At 68.0% G+C, this 23,872-nt stretch carries 24 protein-coding genes; 12 read left to right on the top strand and 12 right to left on the bottom strand.

All coding sequences use genetic code 11. The features are described 5' to 3' along the window. Nucleotides 1-46 precede the first annotated feature (46 nt). The gene (gene gjpA, locus G6N59_RS12455; RefSeq protein WP_138232571.1) at nucleotides 47-1,708 is read left to right on the top strand and encodes an outer membrane porin GjpA; all 1,662 of its coding nucleotides are present in this window, start codon (nucleotides 47-49) and stop codon (nucleotides 1,706-1,708) included. A 69-nt stretch (nucleotides 1,709-1,777) separates the two neighbouring features. On the opposite strand, the gene G6N59_RS12450 is transcribed toward gjpA, so the two are convergent. Both G6N59_RS12450 and G6N59_RS12445 read right to left on the bottom strand, forming a co-directional pair. Continuing rightward, a complete protein-coding gene (locus G6N59_RS12450; RefSeq protein WP_138232570.1) occupies nucleotides 1,778-2,641 on the bottom strand; it encodes an N-acetylglutamate synthase, CG3035 family in 864 nt (287 codons plus the stop codon). Continuing rightward, on the bottom strand, nucleotides 2,641-3,234 hold the full coding sequence (locus G6N59_RS12445) for a peptide deformylase (RefSeq protein ID WP_138232569.1): 594 nt from the start codon (nucleotides 3,232-3,234) through the stop codon (nucleotides 2,641-2,643). Before G6N59_RS12445 ends, G6N59_RS12450 begins: the two co-directional genes overlap by 1 nt. Before the next feature lie 161 nt (nucleotides 3,235-3,395). Between G6N59_RS12445 and G6N59_RS12440 the strand changes: the two genes are divergently transcribed. The 6 genes from G6N59_RS12440 to G6N59_RS12415 all read left to right on the top strand — a co-directional run bounded on the left by G6N59_RS12440 (nucleotide 3,396) and on the right by G6N59_RS12415 (nucleotide 8,076). Then, nucleotides 3,396-3,704 (top strand): nucleoid-associated protein NapA, encoded by a 309-nt coding sequence (locus G6N59_RS12440; protein ID WP_138232568.1) that lies wholly within the window; start codon nucleotides 3,396-3,398, stop codon nucleotides 3,702-3,704. A gap of 41 nt (nucleotides 3,705-3,745) precedes the next feature. After that, the gene (locus G6N59_RS12435; protein ID WP_138232567.1) at nucleotides 3,746-4,207 is read left to right on the top strand and encodes a LytR C-terminal domain-containing protein; all 462 of its coding nucleotides are present in this window, start codon (nucleotides 3,746-3,748) and stop codon (nucleotides 4,205-4,207) included. A gap of 10 nt (nucleotides 4,208-4,217) precedes the next feature. After that, a complete protein-coding gene (sodC, locus tag G6N59_RS12430; protein WP_138232566.1) occupies nucleotides 4,218-4,937 on the top strand; it encodes a superoxide dismutase[Cu-Zn] in 720 nt (239 codons plus the stop codon). Continuing rightward, nucleotides 4,918-6,066, top strand: coding sequence for a glutamate--cysteine ligase (locus G6N59_RS12425; RefSeq protein WP_138232696.1), 1,149 nt, complete (start codon nucleotides 4,918-4,920; stop codon nucleotides 6,064-6,066). The genes sodC and G6N59_RS12425 overlap by 20 nt, the downstream gene beginning before the upstream one ends. Before the next feature lie 17 nt (nucleotides 6,067-6,083). After that, a complete protein-coding gene (locus G6N59_RS12420; protein WP_179970356.1) occupies nucleotides 6,084-6,704 on the top strand; it encodes an LON peptidase substrate-binding domain-containing protein in 621 nt (206 codons plus the stop codon). 82 nt (nucleotides 6,705-6,786) lie between these two features. Further along, on the top strand, nucleotides 6,787-8,076 hold the full coding sequence (locus G6N59_RS12415; RefSeq protein WP_163911279.1) for a DUF4878 domain-containing protein: 1,290 nt from the start codon (nucleotides 6,787-6,789) through the stop codon (nucleotides 8,074-8,076). 65 nt (nucleotides 8,077-8,141) lie between these two features. On the opposite strand, the gene mnhG is transcribed toward G6N59_RS12415, so the two are convergent. The 6 genes from mnhG to G6N59_RS12385 are packed head-to-tail and all read right to left on the bottom strand — an operon-like array spanning nucleotide 8,142 to nucleotide 14,175. After that, entirely contained in the window at nucleotides 8,142-8,477 is a 336-nt protein-coding gene (mnhG, locus tag G6N59_RS12410) for a monovalent cation/H(+) antiporter subunit G (protein WP_138232563.1), read from the bottom strand. Further along, nucleotides 8,474-8,761: a monovalent cation/H+ antiporter complex subunit F gene (locus G6N59_RS12405; protein WP_138232562.1), complete on the bottom strand. Its 288-nt coding sequence runs from the start codon at nucleotides 8,759-8,761 to the stop codon at nucleotides 8,474-8,476. The genes mnhG and G6N59_RS12405 overlap by 4 nt, the downstream gene beginning before the upstream one ends. Then, complete coding sequence (locus G6N59_RS12400; RefSeq protein ID WP_138232561.1) at nucleotides 8,758-9,288, bottom strand: Na+/H+ antiporter subunit E; 531 nt, start codon at nucleotides 9,286-9,288, stop codon at nucleotides 8,758-8,760. The genes G6N59_RS12405 and G6N59_RS12400 overlap by 4 nt, the downstream gene beginning before the upstream one ends. Further along, the gene (locus tag G6N59_RS12395; RefSeq protein ID WP_138232560.1) at nucleotides 9,285-10,877 is read right to left on the bottom strand and encodes a Na+/H+ antiporter subunit D; all 1,593 of its coding nucleotides are present in this window, start codon (nucleotides 10,875-10,877) and stop codon (nucleotides 9,285-9,287) included. The genes G6N59_RS12400 and G6N59_RS12395 overlap by 4 nt, the downstream gene beginning before the upstream one ends. Further along, nucleotides 10,874-11,344, bottom strand: coding sequence for a Na(+)/H(+) antiporter subunit C (locus G6N59_RS12390; RefSeq protein WP_138232559.1), 471 nt, complete (start codon nucleotides 11,342-11,344; stop codon nucleotides 10,874-10,876). Before G6N59_RS12390 ends, G6N59_RS12395 begins: the two co-directional genes overlap by 4 nt. Continuing rightward, complete coding sequence (locus G6N59_RS12385) at nucleotides 11,341-14,175, bottom strand: Na+/H+ antiporter subunit A (RefSeq protein ID WP_138232558.1); 2,835 nt, start codon at nucleotides 14,173-14,175, stop codon at nucleotides 11,341-11,343. The genes G6N59_RS12390 and G6N59_RS12385 overlap by 4 nt, the downstream gene beginning before the upstream one ends. 160 nt (nucleotides 14,176-14,335) lie before the next feature. Between G6N59_RS12385 and G6N59_RS12380 the strand changes: the two genes are divergently transcribed. The 5 genes from G6N59_RS12380 to G6N59_RS12360 all read left to right on the top strand — a co-directional run bounded on the left by G6N59_RS12380 (nucleotide 14,336) and on the right by G6N59_RS12360 (nucleotide 19,393). Beyond that, entirely contained in the window at nucleotides 14,336-15,349 is a 1,014-nt protein-coding gene (locus tag G6N59_RS12380; RefSeq protein WP_138232557.1) for a VWA domain-containing protein, read from the top strand. 15 nt (nucleotides 15,350-15,364) lie between these two features. Continuing rightward, a complete protein-coding gene (locus G6N59_RS12375; RefSeq protein ID WP_138232556.1) occupies nucleotides 15,365-15,811 on the top strand; it encodes an SRPBCC family protein in 447 nt (148 codons plus the stop codon). Between the two features lie 171 nt (nucleotides 15,812-15,982). Then, nucleotides 15,983-16,264, top strand: a complete 282-nt coding sequence (locus G6N59_RS12370) for a hypothetical protein (protein WP_138232555.1) — start codon at nucleotides 15,983-15,985, stop codon at nucleotides 16,262-16,264. A 13-nt stretch (nucleotides 16,265-16,277) separates the two neighbouring features. After that, nucleotides 16,278-17,879: a S53 family peptidase gene (locus G6N59_RS12365; protein WP_407665885.1), complete on the top strand. Its 1,602-nt coding sequence runs from the start codon at nucleotides 16,278-16,280 to the stop codon at nucleotides 17,877-17,879. Beyond that, the gene (locus G6N59_RS12360; RefSeq protein WP_138232553.1) at nucleotides 17,876-19,393 is read left to right on the top strand and encodes a zinc ribbon domain-containing protein; all 1,518 of its coding nucleotides are present in this window, start codon (nucleotides 17,876-17,878) and stop codon (nucleotides 19,391-19,393) included. The genes G6N59_RS12365 and G6N59_RS12360 overlap by 4 nt, the downstream gene beginning before the upstream one ends. A 6-nt stretch (nucleotides 19,394-19,399) precedes the next feature. Here the strand turns inward: G6N59_RS12360 and G6N59_RS12355 are convergent, their stop codons facing one another. The 4 genes from G6N59_RS12355 to G6N59_RS12340 are packed head-to-tail and all read right to left on the bottom strand — an operon-like array spanning nucleotide 19,400 to nucleotide 23,852. Further along, nucleotides 19,400-19,981, bottom strand: coding sequence for a TetR/AcrR family transcriptional regulator (locus G6N59_RS12355; RefSeq protein WP_138232552.1), 582 nt, complete (start codon nucleotides 19,979-19,981; stop codon nucleotides 19,400-19,402). 9 nt (nucleotides 19,982-19,990) lie between these two features. After that, a complete protein-coding gene (locus G6N59_RS12350; protein ID WP_138232695.1) occupies nucleotides 19,991-22,189 on the bottom strand; it encodes an AAA family ATPase in 2,199 nt (732 codons plus the stop codon). Nucleotides 22,190-22,224: 35 nt separating this feature from the next. Then, nucleotides 22,225-23,115, bottom strand: coding sequence for a CDP-alcohol phosphatidyltransferase family protein (locus G6N59_RS12345; protein ID WP_138232551.1), 891 nt, complete (start codon nucleotides 23,113-23,115; stop codon nucleotides 22,225-22,227). Beyond that, the gene (locus G6N59_RS12340) at nucleotides 23,112-23,852 is read right to left on the bottom strand and encodes a phosphatidylserine decarboxylase (RefSeq protein WP_138232550.1); all 741 of its coding nucleotides are present in this window, start codon (nucleotides 23,850-23,852) and stop codon (nucleotides 23,112-23,114) included. Before G6N59_RS12340 ends, G6N59_RS12345 begins: the two co-directional genes overlap by 4 nt. Between the last annotated feature and the right edge of the window lie 20 nt (nucleotides 23,853-23,872).

Here is a 23,872-nt window from a genome sequence, read left to right as displayed (position 1 = left end):
TCGGTAAATTACCCGCCAGTAAGCAGACAACCAGAGGAGTTTGTTCATGAATGTTGCCGTCCGTCGCCATACCAAGGCGGGCATTTGCGCAGCGACCACGGCGGCCATCGTGGTCAGCCCGCTGCTGTCGTCGGTGCCTGCCGCTGCCCACCTTCCGGCGCTGCCGTCGGTCAGCACCGCCGCAGTGCAGCTGACCGCGGCGTACAACCCGCTGCAGGCATGGAAGGACGTCTTCGACACCGCCGGTGCCAATGCACAGAAACTCGGCGCGGAATTCTCCGCGGCGCCGGCCGTGCTGCTCCAGCAGATTCTGGCCAACCAGGTGACCCACCTCCGCACGATCCTGCAGAACCCGGGCAGCATCGGGACGGTGCTCGGTCAGGTGGTGAAGAACGTGCAGTCCGTGGTTCAGGCCGCCACGCTCCTGAACACCGACTACAACACCGGTCAGGCCTTCGGCTCGCTCGATGGCTGGCACTACATGGCGCTCAATATCATGCCGAAGTTGCTCCCGACGGAGAACGACCCGCGGGCGACGCAGGTGATCACCCAGGTCCTCAACGTTCTTGCCTCGCCGCTCAGCGGTGTCCTGATCGGCTTGGCGGGTCCGGCGATCAGCCCGGTAGTGGCGCTGGTCAACAGTCTCACCGCGGCCGGAGCGGCGCTGTCCACCGGTGACGCAATGGCCGCACTGCAGCAGGTGATCAACATTCCGGCGAATGTGGTCGGCGGTTTCCTCAACGGAGCCAACCTCAACCTCGGCGCGCTGGTGCCACTGATCAATGGCTCCGGACTCCTGACCCATGAGACGACCCTGCACGATCTGAGCATTCAGTTCGGCGGGCTGCTGACTGCCGGCGTCACCGGGGTGGACCCCGTCACCGGCGCCGCCAATAACATCGGCGGTTCGATCCTCAACTCGCTCGGTCAGGTCGTCACCACCGGCGTCATGGGTTTCCCGCTCGACCTGCCGATCGCCGGCCAAGGCGTCGGGCCGATCGGTGCGCTGATGTCGCTCGGTCAATTGCTGGCGAAGGCCATCGGCTGGAGTGGCACCGGTAACCCGCTCGCCCCGGCTGCGGCCGCCGCGGCCACTGCGGCTGCGCCTACCCCGAACGCGTTGTCCGTCAGCGTGACCAAGGGCATCACGGATAACTCGGTCACCGCCGTGCCGCAGACGCCAGTTGCCACCGCGGCTGTCAAGACCAGTGCTCAGACGTCGGCTACCGCTGACCCGACGGGCGTCAAGTCCGCCGACACTGCGTCGTCGGCCACTCCTGCTGCCACTGCCACAGTGTCGACCGAGTCGCACACGACCAATGTCGACAACACCGGTACGGCGACGAAGTCCGACTCCGCACCGAAGGCCGATGGGACGATAAAGGCGGACAGCCAGACGAAGACCGACGCTCCGAAGTCGACTTCGACGACCAAGGCCGACACCACCACGAAGGCCGACGCCACCACCAAGGCCGACACCACCACGAAGTCGGACAACACCAAGTCGGACAGCACGAAGTCGGACACCACGAAGTCGGGTTCGACGACGAAACCGGCTGGCGAGAAGTCGGGTTCGGCCACCAAGTCTGAGCCGAACAAGTCCGAGCCAAAGAAGTCTGAATCGCAGCAATCGAGCGCTACGGCGAAATCTGCTGCAAGCCAGGGCGGTTCAACGCACGGCACCTCCGGCTCCGGCTCGCACGAGTAGGACCACTTCCGCCGAGACTACGGTTTCCCGTGCGCCGACGATGTCGCGCGAGAAACCGTAGTCTCGGCGTTACAGCAGTACGTATCTAGCGCGGTGATGCAGCCGGAACCCCATCGACTCGGCCAGCGCCAAGGCCGCCGCATTGTCGTCGGGCACCCGAACGTAGGCGTGCGTCGCGCTGCGGGACGACGCCCACGCCAGCATCTCCGCACACACCTTCCGGCCCAGCCCGCGTCGACGTTCCGACTCGAGGACGGCGACGTCCGACAACCCGGCAAAGACCCTGCCGTCGGGCGCCGTGGTCACCGCGACACGTCCGACCGCCGCATCCGACACCGTGGCGAACGCCACTTCTCCGTCGATGACGGCGCTGAGCGCCTCGACGGGCACGTCCTGCCCGGAGATCGCCAGCCACCGATTGTCAGGGTGCGGCGGCAGCGCGACATCCGAACCACCACCCGGCAATTCGACGGTCAGCACCCGGTTCGGCTCGACGCCTTCTGCACGGACGGGCAACAGCCGCTCCGGCAGCGCCACCCACGGCTGCAGCCCGCGGGCCCCGTACCAGTCGGCGATTGCCGGCAGGGTGGTCAGATCCGAGGAAAAGAGCAGCGGCACAGCCGAATTGGTCCGCTTGGCCGGGCCCCCGGCCCGCAGCAGCCAGCCGTCGACCCACCGGTGCTCGGTGCCCGGCCAGGCCAGCGCGGCGGCGTGCTCGACCGCGCGAATCTCCGAATTGCGCACCGGAGCGTGCGACAGCTCGCGAACCGACATCACGTCGGCGGGGCTGACCTCGACGCGCTCGCCGGATTTGGTACGCACCACTACGAGCGGAGTGAGCGCCTCGAGGTGACCGACGACGTCGGTGAAGGCCTCCGCTTCGGAGTCCGCCAGCCGGTAACGGAGCGAGACGCGGCTACCGACCGACGGCATCAGTGCCCGAACGGGTCGTCGACCTCACCCGGCATCCAGCTCAGCCCGGGCACGCCCCACTTGTTCGACTTGACCATCCGCTTGGCGGCCCGTGCGTTGCGGCCGATCAGGCAGTCGAGGTACAGGAAGCCGTCGAGGTGTCCGGTCTCGTGCTGCAGCATGCGAGCGAACAGGCCGGTGCCCTCCAACTCGACGGGTTTGCCGTCGGCGTCCAGGCCGGTGACCTTCGCCCACGTGGCGCGCCCGGTCGGGAACGACTCGCCGGGGACCGACAGGCAGCCCTCGTCGTCGAGGTCGGGGTCGGGCATGGTCTCGGGGATTTCCGAGGTCTCCAGCACCGGGTTGATCACAACGCCGCGACGGCGCGCGGTCTGGCCGCGGTCGTCGGCGCAGTCGTAGACGAACAGCCGCAACCCGACGCCGATCTGATTGGCCGCCAGGCCCACGCCGTTGGCCTTGTCCATGGTCTCGTACATGTCGTCGATGAGTTCGGCGAGATCGGACGGGAGGGCGCCGTCGGCGCCGACAGCCACCGGAGTGGTCGCGTTGTGCAGAACAGGGTCACCGACGATGCAGATTGGACGTACAGCCATGACGAGCAATCTTAGTGATCCGACTCGCGGGTAACGATCACGGCTCAACACCGTCGGCCGTGGTTGAATGATCGCCGAACCACCTGGTGCGTCCCAGATCCGTTGTGACGTGCGAAACAGGCTGGTATGTACCGAGATCAGAGAAAGGGTCCAGGGGCGAAATGGACGGCGCTATTGCGCGTACTGAGCGATCCGGGGACGACTCTGAGCTCGCCGACGGGTTGACCCGCCGCGAACACGACATTCTTGGTTTCGAACGTCAGTGGTGGAAGTTCGCGGGTTCCAAAGAGGACGCCATCAAGGAACTGTTCTCGATGTCGGCCACCCGGTACTACCAGGTGCTCAATGCGCTGGTCGACCGACCTGAGGCGCTCGCGGCGGACCCCATGCTGGTCAAGCGGCTGCGTCGGCAGCGGGCCAGCCGGCAGAAGGCCAAGGCCGCGCGTCGTCTCGGTTTCGAAATCACCTAGCTTTTCTGCCCTGAGGGTTCGCCTCGATAAGGTGGGGAGCAATGAATCAGCGAGAGTCTTCCGGACTACCCCTGCGCGCCATGGTCATGGTGCTGCTGTTCCTCGGTGTCGTGTTCTTGCTCGTGGCGTTCCAGTCGTTGAGTTCGGACAGTAGCTCCGAATCGAGCTCGTCGAGCAGCTCCACCAGCGCCACGTCCGCCACGGCCACCACGACGCCGCCGGCGCCGGCCAAGGCCGACGTCAAGGTCTTCAACATCTCCGAGGTTGCCGGCGCGGCGCAGACCGTCGCCAACAAGCTGCATGAGCAGCAGTGGAACGTGACCGAGACGGATAACCTCAGCGTGGACGCCCCACCGGCCGCCACGACCGTGTATTTCGGTGACGCGGCAGGGGAGAAGGAAGCCGCCGAAGCGGTCGGCAAAATCCTTGACGCGCCGGTCGAACCGCGCATCCCCGCGCTCAATGACAAGGGACCGGGCGTGATCGTTTTGGTGACCGGATAGGCTCTCGGGCATGCCGATCTCAGCCCCGATTCGCTTCCTGGCCGCCGCTGCGGTCATCGCCCCCGTCGTGGCCGCGTGTGCCCCTCCCGGACAGGTTGCCACCTCGCAGCCCGGCACCACGCCGGCCGTCTGGACCGGTGTCGAGCACGCTCCGCAGGGCCATGGTGACATGGCCGGCGACAAGGCTGCCCCGCAGGCCGCCCCGGTCGGCGAGAAACTGGTCGCCGAGCTGAAGACCCCCGAGGGCGCGACGGTTGCGACCGCTGAGTTCCTGTTCAACGGCGGCTTTGCCACCCTGACGGTGAAGACGACCGAGGGCGGCGTGCTGACTCCCGGCTTCCACGGCCTGCACATCCACTCGACCGGCAAGTGCGAGCCGAACTCGGTGGCGCCAACCGGTGGCGCGCCCGGCGACTTCTTGTCCGCCGGTGGGCACTTCCAGGCTCCGGGCCACACCGGACAGCCAATGAGCGGCGACCTGGCCTCGCTGCAGGTGCGTAATGACGGCACCGCGCAGCTGGTGACCACCACCGACGCCGTCACCGCTGAGCAGCTGCTGGCCGGCAACAAGACGGCGCTGATCATCCACGAGAAGGCCGACAACTTCGGCAACATCCCGGCCGACCGGTACCAGCAGATCCAGGGCGCCGCCCCGGGTGCGGACGAGGCCTCATTGAGCACCGGTGACGCCGGTAAGCGCGTGGCCTGCGGTGTCATCTCTGCCGGGTAGGGCGGACAGCCACACCCCACCGCGGATCGATTTCGCGGGGTCGCCACGACCGACCCTCGGCGTCGAATGGGAATTCGCCCTCGTCGATGCCCACACGCGCGACCTCAGTAATGAGGCCGCCGCGGTCATCGCCGAGATCGGCGAAACACCGCACGTACACAAGGAATTGCTGCGGAACACCGTTGAGGTGGTCAGCGGCGTGTGCGACAACGTCGGCGAGGCCATGGACGACCTGCGGTCCACGCTCGGTCCGGTACGCCGGATCGTGCGGGAGCGCGGCATGGAACTGTTCTGCGCCGGGACGCATCCGTTTGCGGAATGGGAGAGCCAGCAGCTCACCGAGGGCCAACGCTACGCCGAGCTGATCAAGCGCACCCAGTGGTGGGGACGGCAGATGCTGATCTGGGGCGTGCACGTGCATGTCGGGATCTCGTCGGCGCACAAGGTGATGCCGATCATCACGTCGCTGCTCAACCACTACCCGCATCTGCTGGCCCTGTCGGCGTCGTCGCCGTACTGGGACGGCGAGGACACCGGTTACGCCAGTAACCGGGCCATGATGTTCCAGCAGCTGCCGACGGCGGGCCTGCCGTTCCACTTCCAGAAATGGTCGCACTTCGAGCGCTTCGTCTACGACCAGCGCAAGACCGGCATCATCGACCACATGAACGAAATCCGTTGGGACATCCGGCCGTCGCCGCATCTGGGCACGATCGAGGTCCGGATTTTCGACGGTGTGTCCAACATCGCAGAGCTCGGTGCGCTGGTCGCGCTGACGCATTGCCTGATCGTCGATTTGGACCGCAGGCTGGATGCCGGCGAGCAGCTGCCGACCATGCCGCCCTGGCATGTGCAGGAAAACAAGTGGCGCGCAGCGCGTTACGGGCTGGACGCCGAGATCATCCTGGATGCCGACAGCAACGAGCGACTCGTCACCGAAGATCTGGACGATGTGCTGAATCGGCTGGAACCCGTTGCGGCATCGCTGAATTGCGCTGACGAGCTGGCGCGTGTCGAGGACATCTACACGCTGGGCGGGTCCTATCAGCGTCAGCGCCGGGTCGCCGAGGAGAGCGACGGGGACCTGCTGCAAGTGGTCGATGCATTGGTGTCCGAGCTGGAGTTGTAGCCGTGACCACCACGCCGATGTTCCCGCTGGAATCCACGCTGCTGCCCGGCGACGAACTGCCGCTGCGCATCTTCGAGCCGCGGTACGGCGAACTGGTGCGGGACTGTATGGCCGCCGCGGAGCAGGTGTTCGGCGTGGTGCTGATCTCGGCCGGCCGCGAGGTCGGTGGGGGTGAGGCTCGGTGCTCGGTCGGGGCGCTGGCGCGCATCGACCGGTGCCAGCCGCAGGGGGCCGGACGGTACATGCTGAACTGCAGCGTGACGGACCGCATCCGAATCGTGCAGTGGCACAACGACGATCCCTATCCGCGCGCCGAAATCGAGAAGTGGCCCGACGAGCCGGGGCCGGTGGTACCCGAATCCTCGATCGTGGCGATCGAGGACCGGATCATCGCGCTGTTCCAACGCATCGCGTCGGCACAGGGCGCGCGCCTGCGCGACCGCGACTCGATCCTGGCCAGGACTGTCAAACCTGCTGTGGGACAACGGCTGTACGCGCTGGCTTCACTGCTGCCGATCGGCCAGGCCGACAAGTATTCGGTGCTGGCCGCACCGAATGCCGCGGCCCGGCTGGAGGCGCTGGACGAAGCGGTCGAGAGCATCACGGCCTTGGTGGAGTTCCAGCTGTCGGAGGACTAGCGGAGCGGGGCCATTCCGTGCAGCGAGGGGGATGCGGCACCGCCTATCCTGGACACAGTTTCTTGTGTTAGGGGGAGGGCTCATGACGGGTTGGCAGGGGGGCGGCTATAACGGTCCCAACCCAGGCGGGGGCGCCGGTAGGTCGTCCGACGAAGAAGAGACGGCGATTCACCAGACCAGGCCTCCGGCCGCGCCGGGCTGGCCGCAGCAGTCGCCGCAGCCGCCGCCGCCTTTGAGCCAGCCGCCGGCGGGCCAGACCCAGACACCGGCATGGGGCCAACCGGCCGCACCGCAGGCCGGGGGCTGGGGCCAGCCGCCGAGCACTCCGGGCTGGCCGGGGGCACCAGCGGCACCGGGCGGCTACGGCGCCCAGCCGTTCGTCACCCCGCCGAAGAAGAGCAAGGTGCCGCTGATCATCGCGGCCATCGTGGTGGTGCTCGTCGTCCTGGGCGGCGGCATCTACTACGTCTACGACTCGTTCGGCTCGGGTAGCAGCGGCGGCTCGAGTTCGGCCGGCGACGTCGTCAAGGGCTACCTGGAGGCGCTGTCGAAGGGTGATGCCGATGCGGCACTGTCGTTCAGCGGCGACCAGCCGGCCTCGAAGGAGTTCCTCTCCAACGACGTGCTGAAGAAGCAGATCGCCGAATGGCCGATCAGCGACATCCGCATCCTGAACGAGGACAAGACCATGGCGTCCATCGGCCGGGGCGACGTCCATGTGGCGGCCAAGTTCGGCGACAAGAACTCCGATGCCACGATCCAGGTGAAGAAGGACGGCGACAAGTGGCAGCTGGCCCACGCCGCCATCAAGGTCGACCTGTCGTCGCTCGGCAGCAGCGACAACGCCGCACGTAAGACGCTGACGGTGTTCGGCAAGGAGATCAGCGACGAGTCCGCGATCTACGTGTTCCCGGGCTTCCTGGACCTCGGCAGCACCAGCCCGTACGTGTCGGTCGCCAACAACAAGCCCCTGCTGCTCGACGCCATCGAAGGCTACTCGGCGAGTTCCTACCTGCAGCCGAAGTTCGCGCTCAACGATTCCGGCACCAAGACCATCGGCAAACTGCTCAACGCGGCGTACGGCAGTTGCACGTCGTCACGTTCGCTGGACCCGCCGGCGCCCTGCCCGGTGAAGATCAGCGACAGTGACCTGGTCGACGGCACCGTGACGTGGGGTCAGCCCGACATGAGCGCCGTCACGGTCGGGGACCTCGACGAATACCGCATGGAAGTGCGCATCTCCGGTGAGGTGCATTACGACGTCAGTGGTCAGGGACGTAACGGCGGGACCAAGCGGGGCACCGTGACGTCGTACGTCACCGGTACCACCGCCGACGTCAGCGGCGAACAGGTGAAGATCAAGTTCAGTTGAGCTTGGCGTTGGCGAACAGCTGCGCGTCGGGGTCACCGAATAGCGGGTTCCCCGAAGCGGATTCGTCAGTTCGCGCCATGATCGTCCAATTCGTCACGGATCAGCAGGTCATCGCGGAAACTCTGCTCACGATAGGCCAACTGGCCCACCCGGTTCGCCACCACCGGAGCTGTGATGAGGGTGAACATTCCGGCCAGGATCAGCATGCCGACGTCGGCGTGACCACGCAGCCGCAGCCCGGCGCCGGTGAGCACCAACAGCAGCCCCAGCACCTGCGGCTTACTGGCGGCTTGCAGCCGCGACAACGTGTCGGGGAAACGCACCACACCGATGGCCGCGGTTAGTGCGAGCGCCGAACCACCGAGCACCAAAGCGCCTGAGACAGCGTCCAATACGGTCATCGCGGCGGCTCTGTTCCGGTTTCGGTATCGGTATCGCGGACGCGGAACCGGGCCACACTGACGGAGCCGACGAAGGTGATCAGCGCCAGCGCCGTCAAGCTGTAGGTCGCCGTGGTGTCGAGGCTGTAGGCCGCCCAGGTGCCGATGCCGCACATGGTGACGGCGACGAAGGTGTCCAGTGCGACCAGGCGGTCCAGGGTACCGGGACCGGCCAGCAGCCGGAACACCGTGATGGCCGCGGCTGCGACGAGCAGCACGGCAGCAACGGTCCAGAGGGTATTCATGCGGGGTCCGCTTCCAAAGGCTGCCAATGGGATTCACGTTCGAATGAGGCGATCATCAAGCGCTCCACTTCGGCGATCTGACGGTGGAACTGCTGCACCGCGCGCTCGGATCCGACATCGAGTACGTGGACATAGATCATCCGGCGCGCCTGGTCGATCTCGAGCACGATCGAACCGGGGATGAGGTTGATGACGTTGACCGCCATAGCCAGCACCAGATCCGACTTGAGGGCGAGCCGGGCCCGCAGCACCGCGGTCAACGGTGGCGGACCGGGTCTGATCGCCAGCCAGGCGAGCTGCACCGAGGACAGCACCAGATAGTAGGTGACCTTGACCGTCAGATGCACGAGGGAGAGCGGGTGGAGCCGGCCCGCGACGGGCACCTGCGGCAGCGGCAACAGTACGGTGATCAGCAGCGCCACGGCGAGACCGCCGACGATATTGGCGGCGGAGATGTTGCCCCACAACAGGACCCACACGGCCGTCAGCCAGACGAGGATGCCGATACGCGGTAACCACTGCCTCATGGCGTCAACACCGCCGAGATGTACTGGCCGCGGTCGGTCACCTGGTCGGCGGCCCGCTCCGCGAACCCGAAGATGGGTCCGGCGAACACCGTGAGGGCCAGGCCCACCCCGATGAGAACCGCGGTCGGCGCCAGCATGCTGACGGGCATCCGGCCGACGTCCGGCCGGTCGTCGACGGCCACATCGGCGACCGGCTCCAAGAGGCCCGCCGGGGCCGCCGCGGAGAGCATGCCCTCGGGTGCGTCGGCGCGGGCCCGCCAGAACGCGAGCGTCCACACCCGCGCCATCACATACAGCGTCAGCAGGCTGGTGATCACCGAGCCGGCGACCAGCGCCCAGGCGAGGACCGACGCGCTCGTCGCGCCCGCCTGCAGCAACGCCACTTTGCCGATGAAACCCGAGAACGGGGGAATGCCACCGAGATTCAGTGCCGGGATGATGAAGACGAACGCCAGCAGCGGGCTGGCTGCGGCGAGCCCGCCGAGGCGTTGCAGCGTTGACGCGCCGGCCTGCCGCTCGATCAGCCCGACCACCAGGAACAGCGTCGTCTGCACGACGATGTGGTGGGCCACGTAGTAGATGGCGCCGGCCATGCCGATGCGGTTGGACACCGCGATGCCGAACACCAGGTAACCGATATGGCTGACCAGGGTGAAGGACAACAGCCGTTTGATGTCGCTCTGGGCCATGGCTCCGAAGATGCCGATCACCATGGTCAACAGTGCCGCGACCATGAGTACGTCGTCCAGCGAGCCACCGGGGAACAGCAGGGTGTGGGCCCGGATGATCGCGTACACACCGACTTTGGTGAGCAGGCCGGCGAACACCGCGGTGACCGGTGCGGGGGCCGTGGGATAGGAGTCGGGCAGCCATGCCGAGAGCGGGAACACCGCCGCCTTGATGCCGAATGCCACCAGCAGCACCGCGAACAACGCCGCGCGCGTGCCCGGCGTGATGCCGTCGAGCCGGTTCGCCAGCTCGGCCAGGTTCAGGGTGCCGGTGGCCGCGTAGATCAGCGCGATGCCGATCAGGAAGATCAACGACGACACCATGGAGACCATGACGTAGCCGATGCCGGCCCGCACCCGTTCCTCGCTGGCGCCGACGGTCAGCAGCACGAAGCTGGCGGCCAGTAGCACTTCGAAGCCGACGAACAGGTTGAACAGATCGCCTGCGAGGAACGCGATGCAGACGCCCGCCGACAGGACCAGGTAGGTCGGCAGGAAGATCGACACCGGCTGCTCGTCACCGCCGTCGCGGATACCCTGCCCGATGGCGTACCAGACCACCGCCAGCAGCACGATCGCGGACACCACCAGCATGAGGGCCGAAAGCCGGTCCACGACAAGGACGATTCCGAGGGGCCCCATCCCGGGTTCGGTCTGGCCCCAGCCGCCGACGTGGACCGCGACGGTGCCGCTGTGGTCGACGACGTAGACCAGCGCCGCGCAGACCGCCGTCACCGCGGCGAGCGCCACGAGTGCCACGATCTGCTGCAGCCGCGGATGGCGCCCCGCGAACAACGTCGCGGCGGCGCCGAGAATCGGGATGAGGACGGGCAGCGGTGCCAGCACCGCGCCGGTCGTCACGTCTGGTCCGTTTCGGTTGGCAGCGCGTCGAGTTCGGCGGGCGCGTCGGCGTCGGCGACGACCGACGGTGCGGCGCGGTCCTCGTCGACCGCCGGGGCGTCGGTGGTCGACAGCTGCACCAGACGGCTGTCCTCGGGGTCGTTGCCCACCTCTTCGACCGTGGTCAGTCGGTAGGCCCGGTAGTTCAGCGCCAGCACGAACGCGGCGACCCCCATGGTGATGACGATGGAGGTCAGGACCATGCCCTGTGCCAGCGGATCGGCGGTCCCGGTCTGACCGTGACTGGTGCGGCCGCGTACCGGCGGATTGCCGGAGTCGCCGCCCATGACCAGGATCAGCAGGTTCACCGCGTTGCCGATCAGCAACAGGCCCAGCAACATTCGGGTCAGGTTGCGCTCCAGCAGCAGGTACACGCCGGTGCCGGTGAGCCCGCCGATGAGCACGAGAGGTACGAGATAGGTGGTCATCGGGTGGCCGCCTCACGTGGTGCGTACAACTCTTCGTCGACTTTGGCGCCGAGGCTGCGCAGGATGTCCAGCACCAGGCCCACGACGATGAGGTACACGCCGAGGTCGAAGAACAGCGCCGTCACCACCTTCACCGAACCCAGCAGGGGCAGCGTGAATTTCACGACTGCGCTGGACAGCACCGGAGCGCCCAGCAGCAGCGAGGCCGTCGCCGTCCCGGCGGACAGGGCCAGCCCCGCACCCAGAATCTTCCCGGCGTCCAGTGGCAGCGTCTCGCCCAGTTCGTAGCGGCCGCCGGCCAGGTACCGCAGCACCAACGCCAGGCCGGCGGTCAGGCCGCCGGCGAAACCGCCGCCCGGAGTGTTGTGCCCGGCGAAGAAGAAGTACACCGACAGCACCATGATGAGCGGGAAGATCATGCGCGTCGCCACTTCGAGCACCAGTGAGCGGTGCCGTGGATCGCGAAGGTCGCTGCCCCGCAGCCAGGTGATGTCGGGCGTCGGCCGGTGGTCCCTCGGCACCCGGGGCGCCGAGCCGAAACGCCTGTGCCGGAACACCATTGACGCCACGCCGGTCGCGGCGACCAGCAACACCGAGATTTCGCCGAGGGTGTCCCAGGCCCGGATGTCCACCAGCAACACGTTGACGGTGTTGGCGCCGTGCCCGCGGTAGTAGGCCGCGTCCGGCAGCAGCTCGGCCAGCGGCCGGGTATTGCGGGCGGCCATGGCGTAGACGGCCAGCCCGGTGACCGACGAGCCGACGGCGGTGGCCAGCAGTGCGCGGGGGAGTCGGTGCCGCTTCATGTGCGTCGCGTCGGATTCGGCGGGCAAGGTGCGTAGCACCAGCAGGAAGACCACCAAAGTCAGTGTCTCGACCAGGAATTGGGTGAGGGCCAGGTCCGGCGCCCCGTAGAAGACGTAGAGCGTGCCGCAGCCGTAGCCGGTGACACCGACGACCAGCACTGCCGCCAGCCGGTTGCGCATCACTGTGGCGCTGATGGCGGCCGCCAGCACGATCAGGCCGACGACCACCTGGATCGGCGAGTTCCACCAGCGCAGTTCGGGCTGGTCGCGCTCGCCGAGCAGCAGCACCGCGATGGGCAGCACGGCGAGGGTGGACAGGATCATGGACTGGGTCGTCGGGATCGATCCGCGCTGGGTGAACGCCGTCAGCCGCACGGCGAACCGGTCCGCGCCGCGGATCGCTGCGTCGTACATCCGGTCGGCGTTGCCGAGCGGTAGATACGGCACCCGGAACCGTTCGAGCCGGTGCCGCAGGCCGAATGCCGCCGCTCCGGAAGCGAGGACCACCGCCGACAACACCAGTGGCAGGTTGACGCCGTGCCACAGGGCCAGGTGATAGCCGGTGCTGCCCGGCATGGTCGCGGTGTAGTCCGCGATGGCGTGATCCAGCGAGTTCGGCAGCAGCCCGAACCCGAGACCCGCGGCGGCCAGGACGCCCGGCGGGAGCAGGAAGCCGAGGCTGGGGCGGTGCATCTCGGCGACGCGAATCGTCGGCTCTGCCTTGCCCTTTCGGGCGAATGCCCCGTACAGAAACCGCAGGCTGTAGATCGTCGTGAACACCGACCCGAAGGCCACGGTCGCCAGCACGAACGGGGCGGATGCGCCCAACGTCGGGCTGTGCCACAAGGTTTCGAAGTCCGCTTCCTTCGCGACGAAGCCGAAGAACGGTGGCAGACCGGCCATGCTGGCGGCAGCAGCGACGGCGATGCCCAACAGCGCGGGGCTGCGGCGGCCGAGCCAGGCCAATTTCCGGATGTCGCGGGTGCCGGTCGCGTGGTCGATGATCCCGACCACCATGAACAGTGCGGCCTTGAACATCGCGTGCGCGCACAGCATGGCCAGCCCGGCCAGCATCAGGTCGCCACCGCCGGCGCCGACCATCACGGTGATCAGCCCGAGTTGGCTCACCGTGCCGAAGGCCAGGATCAGCTTGAGGTCGTACTCGCGGACGGCGCGCCAACCGGCCAGCAGCAGCGTCGCCAGCCCCAGCGCCACGACCGTCGGCCGCCACGGCTGGTGGTCGGCGAAGCCGGGTGTCATGCGGGCGATCAGGTACACACCGGCTTTCACCATGGCCGCCGCGTGGAGGTAGGCGCTGACGGGTGTCGGCGCCGCCATGGCGCCCGGCAGCCAGAAGTGCATGGGCACGATGGCCGATTTGGACAGTGCGCCGATCAGTACCAGTACGACGGCCACCGACGAGGTGGTGCCGGTCGGCGCGCCGGCGACGAGTTCGGACAGCCGGTAGGTGCCGGCGAGCGTCCCCAGCATGATGATGCCGGTCAGCATGGCCAGCCCGCCGAACGTGGTGACCAGCAGCGCCTGGGTCGCGGCGCGGCGGCTGGTGGCGCGCTCGGCGTAGTGGCCGACCAACAGGAACGACAGGACGGTCGTCAGCTCCCAGAACACGTACAGCAGCAGCGTGTTGTCGCTGCAGACCAGTCCGAACATGGCGCCGGAGAACGCGACCAGTTCAGCGGCGAAGCTGGGCAGCCGGTTTTCGGTGTGGCCATCGGCGTGGTCGAAATAACTCGCGCAGTACAGCAGCACCAGGGTGCCGACGCCCAGGACCAGCACCGACATGATCGCCGCCAGTGAATCCAGTCGCAGTGTGATGTCCATGGACAGCTGCGGCACCCAGTCGATGTGCAGGGTCTGCGCGCCCTTGCCGGGCCAGTTCAGGGCCAACCAGAGCAATGAGCCGGTGGGTGCCAGCGCAAGCGGATAGAACGCCCGCCGTCCCCAACGACGTACCAACAACGGAGCGAGCACGGTGGCGATCGCGTGCACGTACAGAACGGTGAGCATGGGCCTCCGGCAGGTGTCGGGGACGGTCCGCGGCCAGCTTACGGGGCGGCTGTGACTGCCGTGGTCTGGCGGTTCTCGCAGGCCACAGGCCCGCCACCGAGCGCCCACCGCACCGACTCCTACACTTTTCACTTATGGTGACGAACGCGACGTGGCGCCGATGAACCTGCCGGGAATCGGATCGGTGTCGTTGTCGGGCTTCGCCCACCCCTGGTTGTTGTTGACCGCGCTGTTGCCCATCGCGCTGGTGGCGGTGTATCTGGCGGCGCAGCGCAACCGCGCCAGCCGGCTGCGCAGCTACGCCGGCGACCAACCGCGGACCGATGTCGTACCGCTGCAGCCGTCGCGCTGGCGGCACGTACCCATGGTGTTCTCGGTGGCCGCGCTGCTGTCCCTGACCGTCGCGCTGGCCGCACCGACCCACGAGATCAAGACCCCGCGCAACCGCGCGGTGATCATGCTCGTGATGGATGTCTCCCGGTCCATGCAGGCGGATGACGTCTCGCCGAGCCGGCTGGCGGCGGCGAAGGACGCGGCCAAGGAGTTCTCGAAGAAGCTGACCCCCGGTGTGAACCTGGGGCTGGTCACGTTCTCCGGCAACACCAACCTCCTGGTGTCGCCGACACCTGACCACCAGGCGACCATCACCGCCCTGGACCACCTGACCGTCGACGACGGCACCGCGACCGGCGACGGCATCTTCGCGGCCCTGCGTGCGATCTCGACACTGGCCGACGTGCTGGGTGGCAGTGGTAACACCGACAAGCCCCCGAAACGCATCGTGTTGCTGTCCGACGGCGCGGAGAACCGGCCGGGCAACCCGGACAGCCCGCACGGCGCGTACACCGCCGCGCGGACGGCGAAGGAGTCGGACACCCCGATCTCCACGATCGCGTTCGGGACCAAGAGCGGCAAGATCAAGATCGACGATCAGAGCGTCAATGTTCCCGTCAACGACACCACGATGAAGCGGGTCGCCGAGCTGTCCGGCGGGCAGATGTACACGGCGGCGAAGATCGAGGACCTGAACAAGAGCTACGACGCCATCCAGCAGCAGATCGGCTACGAGATCATTCGCGGACCCGGTGGGACCTCGTGGCTGCGGCTGGGTGTGTTCGCCCTGACCTGTGCGGTGATCTCGGCGCTGTTCATCAACCGGCGACTGCCGACATAGGGTTGAATACGGCTCGTGGACAACGAAACTCGAGTCGTCAGTGCCAGCCGTGACATCGCCGCCCCCGCGGCGCGGATCTTTGACCTGATCGCCGATCCCGCTCAGCAGCCGCGCTGGGACGGCAACAACAACCTGGCCGAGGCGCCCGCCGGACAACGTGTCCGCGCGGTGGGGGACGTCTTCGTCATGGGCTTGACCCTGGGTGCTCAACGGGAGAACCACGTCGTCGAATTCGTCGAGGGACGGCGTATCGCGTGGAAGCCGTCCGAGCCCGGACTACCGCAGCCAGGGCACCTGTGGCGCTGGGAGCTCGAGCCCAGCGACGACGAGCGCACCCGCGTCACCCACACCTACGACTGGACAGCGTTGACCGACGAGAAGCGGCTGAACCGGGCCAGGCAGACCTCCACCGAGTGGCTGCAGGCATCACTGGCCCGGCTCGCGGAACTGGCCGAGAGCTGACCAATCGGGTTTGCCAGCAATCGGTGATGTCCTAGATTTGGGCTAGATGTCCCAACGCTGAGCCATCTGGATCGGTATGCTGTGAGAAGCGAATCGGGATTACGATCGCGATGCCCGTTTCTTCGTAGCTATGGCTGTCGGGGCGAACGGAATGGACTAAGGAGAACCGGTATGACCGTTCGGCGCTCGACCCGTAAGAAGATGGTGGCCGGCCTCGCCGTGACCGCCGGACTCGCCGCGGGCCTGCTCTCGTCGTGTGGTGACAAGGCCAAGGAAGAGCCGACCACCACGACCTCGACCACCACCACGACGTCGGCACCCGCCTCGTCGTCGCCGGTGACGCCGAGCGAGAAGGGCGGGCCTACGAAGGGTGGCAACTCGTTCTCCCCGACAGTGAAGGCCCCTGGCCCGCAGACGGCGTTGCCCGGCAACGTCATCACCGCTCCGAACTAGAAGCGGGAGCCCCATTCCAGTAGGTCGCCGATGCGCCGCACGGCGCATCGGCGCAGTACTGGTAGCAGTCGGGCTGACGGCGCTGGCGTCCGCCGGTCCGCCCGCTGAGCGGGGCGGCCATCTGGCCCTCTCCGGTCCACTGGCGCATCTGCTCTCGGCCTCGGTCGATTTGGGACCGTCGGCGGCCGCGCACGTCGAACTGACTGCGGCGCTGGCGCAAGCCGCCCGTCCGGATGAGTTGATCCAATGGGCAAGAGCCGCAGGGCTTTCCGTGCAGTGGCGCCCGGGCGAGAATTGGGCGACCGTCGAAGGCACGGCCCGCGCGATGGCGGAGGCGCTGCGCGTCGACGTGCGTGACTACCGCGGGCGCCGCGGGCAGACTTTCTATGCCGCAACCAGCCAACCCGAATTGCCGCCGTCGCTGGTGGCCGAGTTGAGCGGATTCGGCCGGCTCCTCGGCTACACGCCGTTCCGGCAGTCGCGTCCGTTGATCGCACCGCGCGACGTCCCCGCCGGCGGCCTGACGGCCCAGGACCTTCGTCGGGCTTACAACGTCTTCCCGCTGACCGATCAGGGATACACCGGCAAGGGACGCACCATCGTCGTCTTCGGTTTCGACGGCTTCGAGCAGTCCGATCTCGACAAGTTCGCCGAACTGAACCAGTTGCCGCGCTTCACGCCCATCGTGGTGGGAGACATGCCATCCGAGCGCACGGGCGAAACCACGATGGACCTCCAGATGGCCCACGCCATTGCTCCCGATGCCCGAACCGTCTACGTGAATGCCCGGCCGACGGTGTCCGGCGACGGCGCCTACCGCAAGATCGGCGAGATGATGGCAGACGCCGACCGGCGGTTTCCCGGCGCCGAGTGGAGCCTGTCGATCGGATGGGGCTGCGACAAGATCCTCACCGCTGCCGATCTGGCGCCGGTGCGTTCGGCGCTGGCACAGGCGCACCGCAGCGGGACCACCGCCTTCGACGCCAGTGGTGACCTGGCGGGCCTGGAATGCAAAGGCGGGCAGGACTGGTCGGCACCGCCGAGCATCGACGACATCGGGCTGGATTCGGTGGCTTCGGTGCCGGAGATGACGGCTGTCGGGGGCACCACGCTGTCCACCGATGAACGCGGCCAGTGGCTCGGTGAGCAGGCCTGGTTCGACGTGCCCCTCACCCACGGCAGTGGCGGCGGAATGTCCGCGTTGTTCGACCGCCCGGGATGGCAACGGGGCGTGCCGTCGGACCGTGGCCGCAACAAGCGACTCATCCCGGATGTCTCTGCGGTCGCGGACTTCTTCACCGGGGCGCGCATGGTCTTCGACGGCGAAACGGTACTGGCCGGCGGCACCTCGATGTCCGCGCCGATCTGGGCGGGAATGGCCGCCGTGATCGACCAGTACCTGCTGGACAACGGTGGACGACTGCTCGGCGATCTGAATCCGCTGCTGTACCGGGTGCAGCGGGTCGGCCGGCTGCCGGCGTTCCACGATGTCACCGTGGGCGGCAACGCGGTGGCGATGGCCGGCCCCGGCTTCGACTCGGTGACCGGTCTGGGCACACCCGATGTCGACAAGCTGGCGCGCAGCCTGCTGGTGGCCCAGGGGACGACCGGATGAGCGACATCGGGTTGGTGAGTGCGCTGTTTCCGCGGCTTCCGGAGGGCGGGCGCCGGCCGTTCCGGCTCGGCCTGGCCCTTCTGGTGGCGTCGTTGGTCGGGGCTTCGGCGATGCGACTCCCGGGTCTGTTCATCTCGACTGTGGCCGTGGGTTTTCCGCTGCTGTTCGCGCTCTATGTCCGGCAGCTGGGCTACCGCCGGCCGGCGCTCGTCCGGTTGTATGTCAGCGCGGCGCTGGGTATCGGATTCGGCGTCGCATTTGCCGTCGGGTCCGGTATGGCGGTGTCGCACGCCTATGGGGTCCCACTTGAAAGTGGGGTTGCCGCAGTGCATCTGCGGACCGTTGAGGCCGGCCTCTCGGCGGTGGAGGCGCTGTTGGTGATAGCGCCTGCGCTGCTCGTCCGGATGTTCGGCCCTGGCGATCGAAAGGCGTTGTACGGCTACGCGATCGGTGCGGCGGGCGCCCTCGGCCTGACGGCCGCGACGGTCACCGTCCGGATGTTCGCGCAGCTGGAATCCGGCATGGTCGACCGTGACCAGCCGTTGGCCGACCTGCTGATCGAGGCCGGGATTCGCGGACTCACCATGCCCGTCACCGCAGCTGCGTCGGCCGGAATGCTCGGCGCCGCACTGTGGTTCTGGCCTCGTGGCCGCCGGATCTGGTGGCGTGCGGTGCTGATCGCGGTCGTTCCGGTGCTGGTGCACATGTGGCTCGGTGACGAGGACTCGGCGGGCATCTCGCAGTGGGCGAAGGTGGCCTGGCACGTCGGGTTCGCCGTGCTGGCAGTGCTGCTGCTGCGGCTCGTCCTGCAGTTGACGTTGCGGCACGAAGATCGTGGGGACGACGCCGCACGGGCGGTGCGCGTACTGACCGTGCCGCGCCTGGTCGTGACCTGGACCGCGGTTGTCGCCGTGCTGGCCCTCGGCTTGGTCGGCCTGTCCGCTACGACGACCACTCCGGTGGCCCGGTACGAGTGCCCGCCCAATTGCGGTCACCCGCTGATGGGCAAGCCGGTGGCGATCAATCCCACCTTCACCGCTGCCGACGGTGCGTTCACTGTCTCGTATCCTGCTGAAGGAACGGCTTATTCGGTGACCAAGGACGACACCGGGGTGACGGCGCAATACACCGGGGGCGGCGGTGGCGTCATGCGGCTGTGGGGTGAGCCGGCACGGGGGCGTGATGCCAAGGACGTCACGATGACCTTGCTCAAAGATGCCTACCCCGACTCGCGGGTGGCCTATGAGGTGCCCAACACCTTGGTGGGTTATCACCCGGGGTACGGCGTGGCGGCCGACGACTGGCCGGACGGACAGAACGTCGTCGCCTCCCGGACCCGCATTCTGGTGATGGTGGCCGTGAAAGACGATCTGGCTCTCATCGCCGCGGCGGCCGGGCCGTTCCACGAATTCGGCGCCCACTCCGGTCCGCCGACCGGGGTCAGTCTGGAACTCGCCGCGGATATGGGCAAGTACGTCAACAGCTTTCGGTGGCGGGGCGATCCGCCGCGCTGAGCGCTGCTACGCAAGCAATTTCTGCCACACGGCCCGGACATGGTTTGCCATGTCGATGGACGGGTCGGACATCCACTGGAACTGGATGCCGTCGGTCGCCGAAATCAGCGCCGATGCGGCGAAATCGGCATCGACGTGCGACGGGATGTCGCCCGCGGCCTGCCGCCGCGCCACGTAGTCGGCGATGAGGCCACGCATGTGCGCGTAGCGCTCCGTCAGATACGCCGCGGCGGGGTGCGACGGGTCGACGGCCGCGGCCGCGACCAGGGACAGGTAGAGGGTTGCCAACCCGGGCTTGGTGACCTTGGCCGCCATGGCTCGGGCGAGCAACTCGCCCGGGTCGCCGTCGACGTCCGAATTCCGGTACCACTCTTCGAATTTGGCGTCGCCGTCGCGCTGGATGTCGGTGAGGAGGGCGTCGCGGGTCGGGAAGTAGTGCATCAGCCCCGCCAGGCTGATGCCGGCTTCCCTGGCGACCACGCGCATCGAGGTGCCGGCTTCGCCGTCGCGTTCGAGCACGGCCAGTCCGGCAGCGAGGATCTCCGCGCGCTTGGCCTCGCCCTTGGCGTACCGCCCCTCAGTTGCCATGCTCCGACCCTATCGCCCGTCGGCGAACTCCCGAAGAGACTGCACCTGAGCGGGATCCAGCGACGGCCGCACTGCCTGCCGGGCCTTGGCGACGTCGGCCGCAGTCACGTCGGCGGCGTCGATGGACCGGCGCATCGCGGTCAATGCCGCCTCGCGCAGCAGTGCGACGCAATCGGCGGCGCTGTAGCCGTCGAGCTCACCGGCCAACTCGCCGAGGTCGACGTCGGGTGCCAGTGGGATGGATTTACCTGCGGTACGCAGGATTTCGCGACGCGCATCGGCGTCGGGCGGCTCGACGAATACCAGCTTCTCGAGCCGGCCGGGCCGCAGCAGCGCGGGGTCGATGAGGTCCGGCCGGTTGGTTGCGCCCACCACCACGACGTCGCGCAACGGATTGATGCCGTCGAGCTCGGTGAGCAGCGCGGCCACCACGCGGTCGGTGACGCCGGAATCGAAGCTCTGGCCGCGCCGGGGCGCCAGTGCGTCCATCTCGTCGAGGAACATCAGCGACGGCGCGGAATCGCGTGCGCGCTGGAACAATTCGCGCACGGCACGCTCCGACGAACCGACCCACTTGTCCATCAGCTCCGCGCCCTTGACGGCGTGCACCGACAACCGGCCGGAGCTGGCCAGGGCCCGCACCAGGAACGTCTTGCCGCAGCCGGGCGGGCCGTACAACAGCACGCCGCGCGGCGGCTCCACGCCGAGCCGCTCGAAGGTGTCCGGGTGCTGCAGCGGCCACAGCACCGCTTCGGTCAGCGCTTGTTTGGTGGCCACCATGTCGCCGACGTCGTCGAGGGTCACCGACCCGACCGCGACTTCCTCGGTCGCCGACCGGGACAGCGGCCGGATCACCGACAGCGCGCCGGTCAGATCGTCTTGCGTCAACGCCGGCTCGGCGCCGTCGGTGCTGGCTCGGGCTGCCGCCCGCAGCGCGGCCTCGCGTACCAGTGCGGAGAGGTCGGCGACCACGAACCCCGGTGTGCGCTCAGCGATCTCGTCGAGGTTCAGCTCCTTCGCCGGAACCGACCGCAGCAGCACTTCCAGCAGCGCCTTGCGGGTCGGCGCATCCGGCAGGGTCAGCCCCAACTCGCGGTCGCAGAGATCAGGCGCGCGCAACCGGGCATCCACGCCGTCGGGTACGGCGGACGTCGCGATGAACGCCACACCCCGGCTGGCGACGGCCTTGCGCAGCTCGGCCAGGATCAACGTGGCTACCGGCTCGGCGACCGCGGGCAGCAGAGCGTCGACATCGGTGATGAGCAGCACGCCCCCGCCGTGATCGGGTGAGCGCACGGATCGGACGGCATCCGTGACGGCGGCCAGCCGGTCCTCGGCCCGCAGTGCCCCGACCTCCGGCCCGGCGAGTTCGACCAGACGGCGGGACGCGCACACCGCACGCACCATCGCGACCTTGCCGACGCCTGCGGGTCCCGACACCAGGACGCCCAGATTGGCGGTGGCGCCCAGGGTTTCGAGCAGTTCGGGTTGGTCGAGCGCCAGCTTCAGCCACTCGGTCAGCCGCGTCACCTGGGCGTCCACGCCCTTGAGGTCGTCGATCGAAAGAGCTTGGGCGGCAGGGCTTTCCGGAGGGGAGATGACCGGCTGCGCGGCTGCGGTGACGACGCTCGCGTCGCCCCACGTGACCACCGAATTCGGCTGGACGCTCACGGGACCGGCCGGATCCACGGCCGTCACAGTGAGCAACTCCGAGGTCCAGGTGATACCGACCTGGGTGGCCAGCGCCGAGGTGGCCGCCGACGTCGAGGTACCCGGACCGAGGTCGCGGGGCAACAGTGAGACGGTGTCGCCGACCGTCATCACCTTGCCCAGCAATGCCATTCGCAGCGTCGCGGGCGGTATCGAGCCACTGGCCAGCCGGGAACCGCTGACGGTCACCGAACGGGCGCCGTACACCGTCGCCGGCGACACCAGCACCGGAGAGTCGGCCCGGACCCCGGCATTGGACAGCGTCACGTCGTCGAGCAGCGCGGTGCCCGGGGGAGTCCCGGGAGCGGCGACGCCGACCACCGCACAGGTGGTGCGGGTGCCGATCAGTGACACCGCGTCCCACTCGCGGATGCCCAGGGCGGCAATCGCTTCGGGGTGCAGCATGACCACGCCGCGACGGGCGTCGAGGGCCGAGGTGTTGAGGCGGGCCGTGAGCTGAAGCTGCGCACCGGACGGATCGGATGCAGCAGCCTGCATGGCCTGCGCCTGATTGCTCTGCCCGGGCGCAGAGGTCATCGCCGGGGTCCGGGCCTACGCAACCGGAGCCGGGCCGTGGAGCGGCGCTGGCTGCGGTCGGTACGCCGCGGTTGCGCACGGCGGATGGCCCGGCGCGCCTGCCGCTGTTCCTTGGGCTTGTCATCCCACACCTCAGGATGCTCACGCAGCCACGCCTTGGTCCGGATGGCGAACGGGATATGCAGCACGTACGCCACGATGATCACCAGGATCACGATGTAGCCGTACGTGACCGAGGCGGCCACCAGGATCGCGAGCCCCGCCAACAGTGGCAACACCATGTTCGGCGGGATGGCGAACGTGTGCACCTTGCGCATCGGCACAGTGCTGACCACCAGCAGCGAAACAATGATGAGCCAGACGAAGATGAAGATCTGGCCCCCGTGCGAGTCCCACCACGGGCCGGGGAACTGCATCTTGGCGGCCAGTGGGCCGATGGCGCCGATGGCGCCGGCGGGTGCCGGCATGCCGACGAAGAACTCTTTCTCGAACGCCGGACGGTCGACGTCGAGCATGGCGTTGAACCGGGCCAGCCGCAGCACGATGCACACCGCGTACAGCAGCACCACGATCCAGGCCAGCGGCGAGGTGTTGTGCTCCAGCAGGGTGGCGTAGACGATGAACGCCGGCGCCACACCGAAGTTCACCGCGTCGGCCAGCGAGTCGATCTCGGCGCCCATCTTGGACGTGGCGTTCAGCATGCGGGCCGCGCGCCCGTCGAGCGCGTCGAGGATCGCCGCACCCGCCAGCAGCGCCATGGACTCGGTGGGGCGGTGGTCGAGAGCGAACTTGACCGCCGTCAGACCCAGGCAGATGGCGGCGACGGTCAGGGCACTGGGGACCAGCTTCCGCAGGCTCACCTGCGGAGTCTTGATCCGGGGTTTCATTCCGGCGACCCGGTGTTCGGCTCGCCCGGAAGCTCTGCCAGCACGGTCTCGCCGCCGATGGCACGCTGCCCGATCTCGACGCCGATCACCGAGCCCTTGGGCAGGTAGGTGTCCAGCCGCGAGCCGAACCGGATCAAGCCGTAGGTCTCGCCCAGCGCCAGGTGCGCACCCGGGTGGGTGTTACACACGATGCGGCGGGCCAGCAGCCCGGCCAGCTGCACCGCGACGACGTCGTGGCCGTCGGCGGTGCGCAGCCAGATGCTGTTGCGCTCGTTGTTCTCGCTGGCCTCGGCCTTGTCGGCGGACAGGAACTGGCCCGGCTTGTACTTGACCGTGATCACCTCACCGGCCACCGGCGCGCGCTGCACGTGCGCGTCGAACAGCGACAGGAAGATACTGATCCGCGGCAGCGGCTCGTCCGACAGGTTCAGTTCGGCGGGCGGTACGGCCTCGTCGATCAACGTCACCTGGCCGTCGGCCGGAGCGACGACGACGCCGGGTCGGCTCGGTGGCGTCCGCGGCGGATGCCGGAAGAACCCGGCACACGCGGCGGCCGCGGTCAGACCCGCAGCCCGGACCCAGCGCTTGCGGCGGCCCAACAGGGCGACGCCGAGGGCGCCGCCGACGAACGGCAGCCCAGCCGGGTGGATCGGGGGGACGGTGGAACGGACCAGGTCGACCAATCGGGAAAGGTCGGACTCTGGAGTGTCAGCTGGGGGGCGCGCAGGTCTGGCCATCGGGACTCGATTCTACGGTT

It is taken from the genome of Mycolicibacterium aubagnense, assembly GCF_010730955.1.
In the GTDB taxonomy this organism is placed as follows: domain Bacteria; phylum Actinomycetota; class Actinomycetes; order Mycobacteriales; family Mycobacteriaceae; genus Mycobacterium; species Mycobacterium aubagnense.
This window is presented reverse-complemented; position numbering and strand designations above follow the sequence as displayed.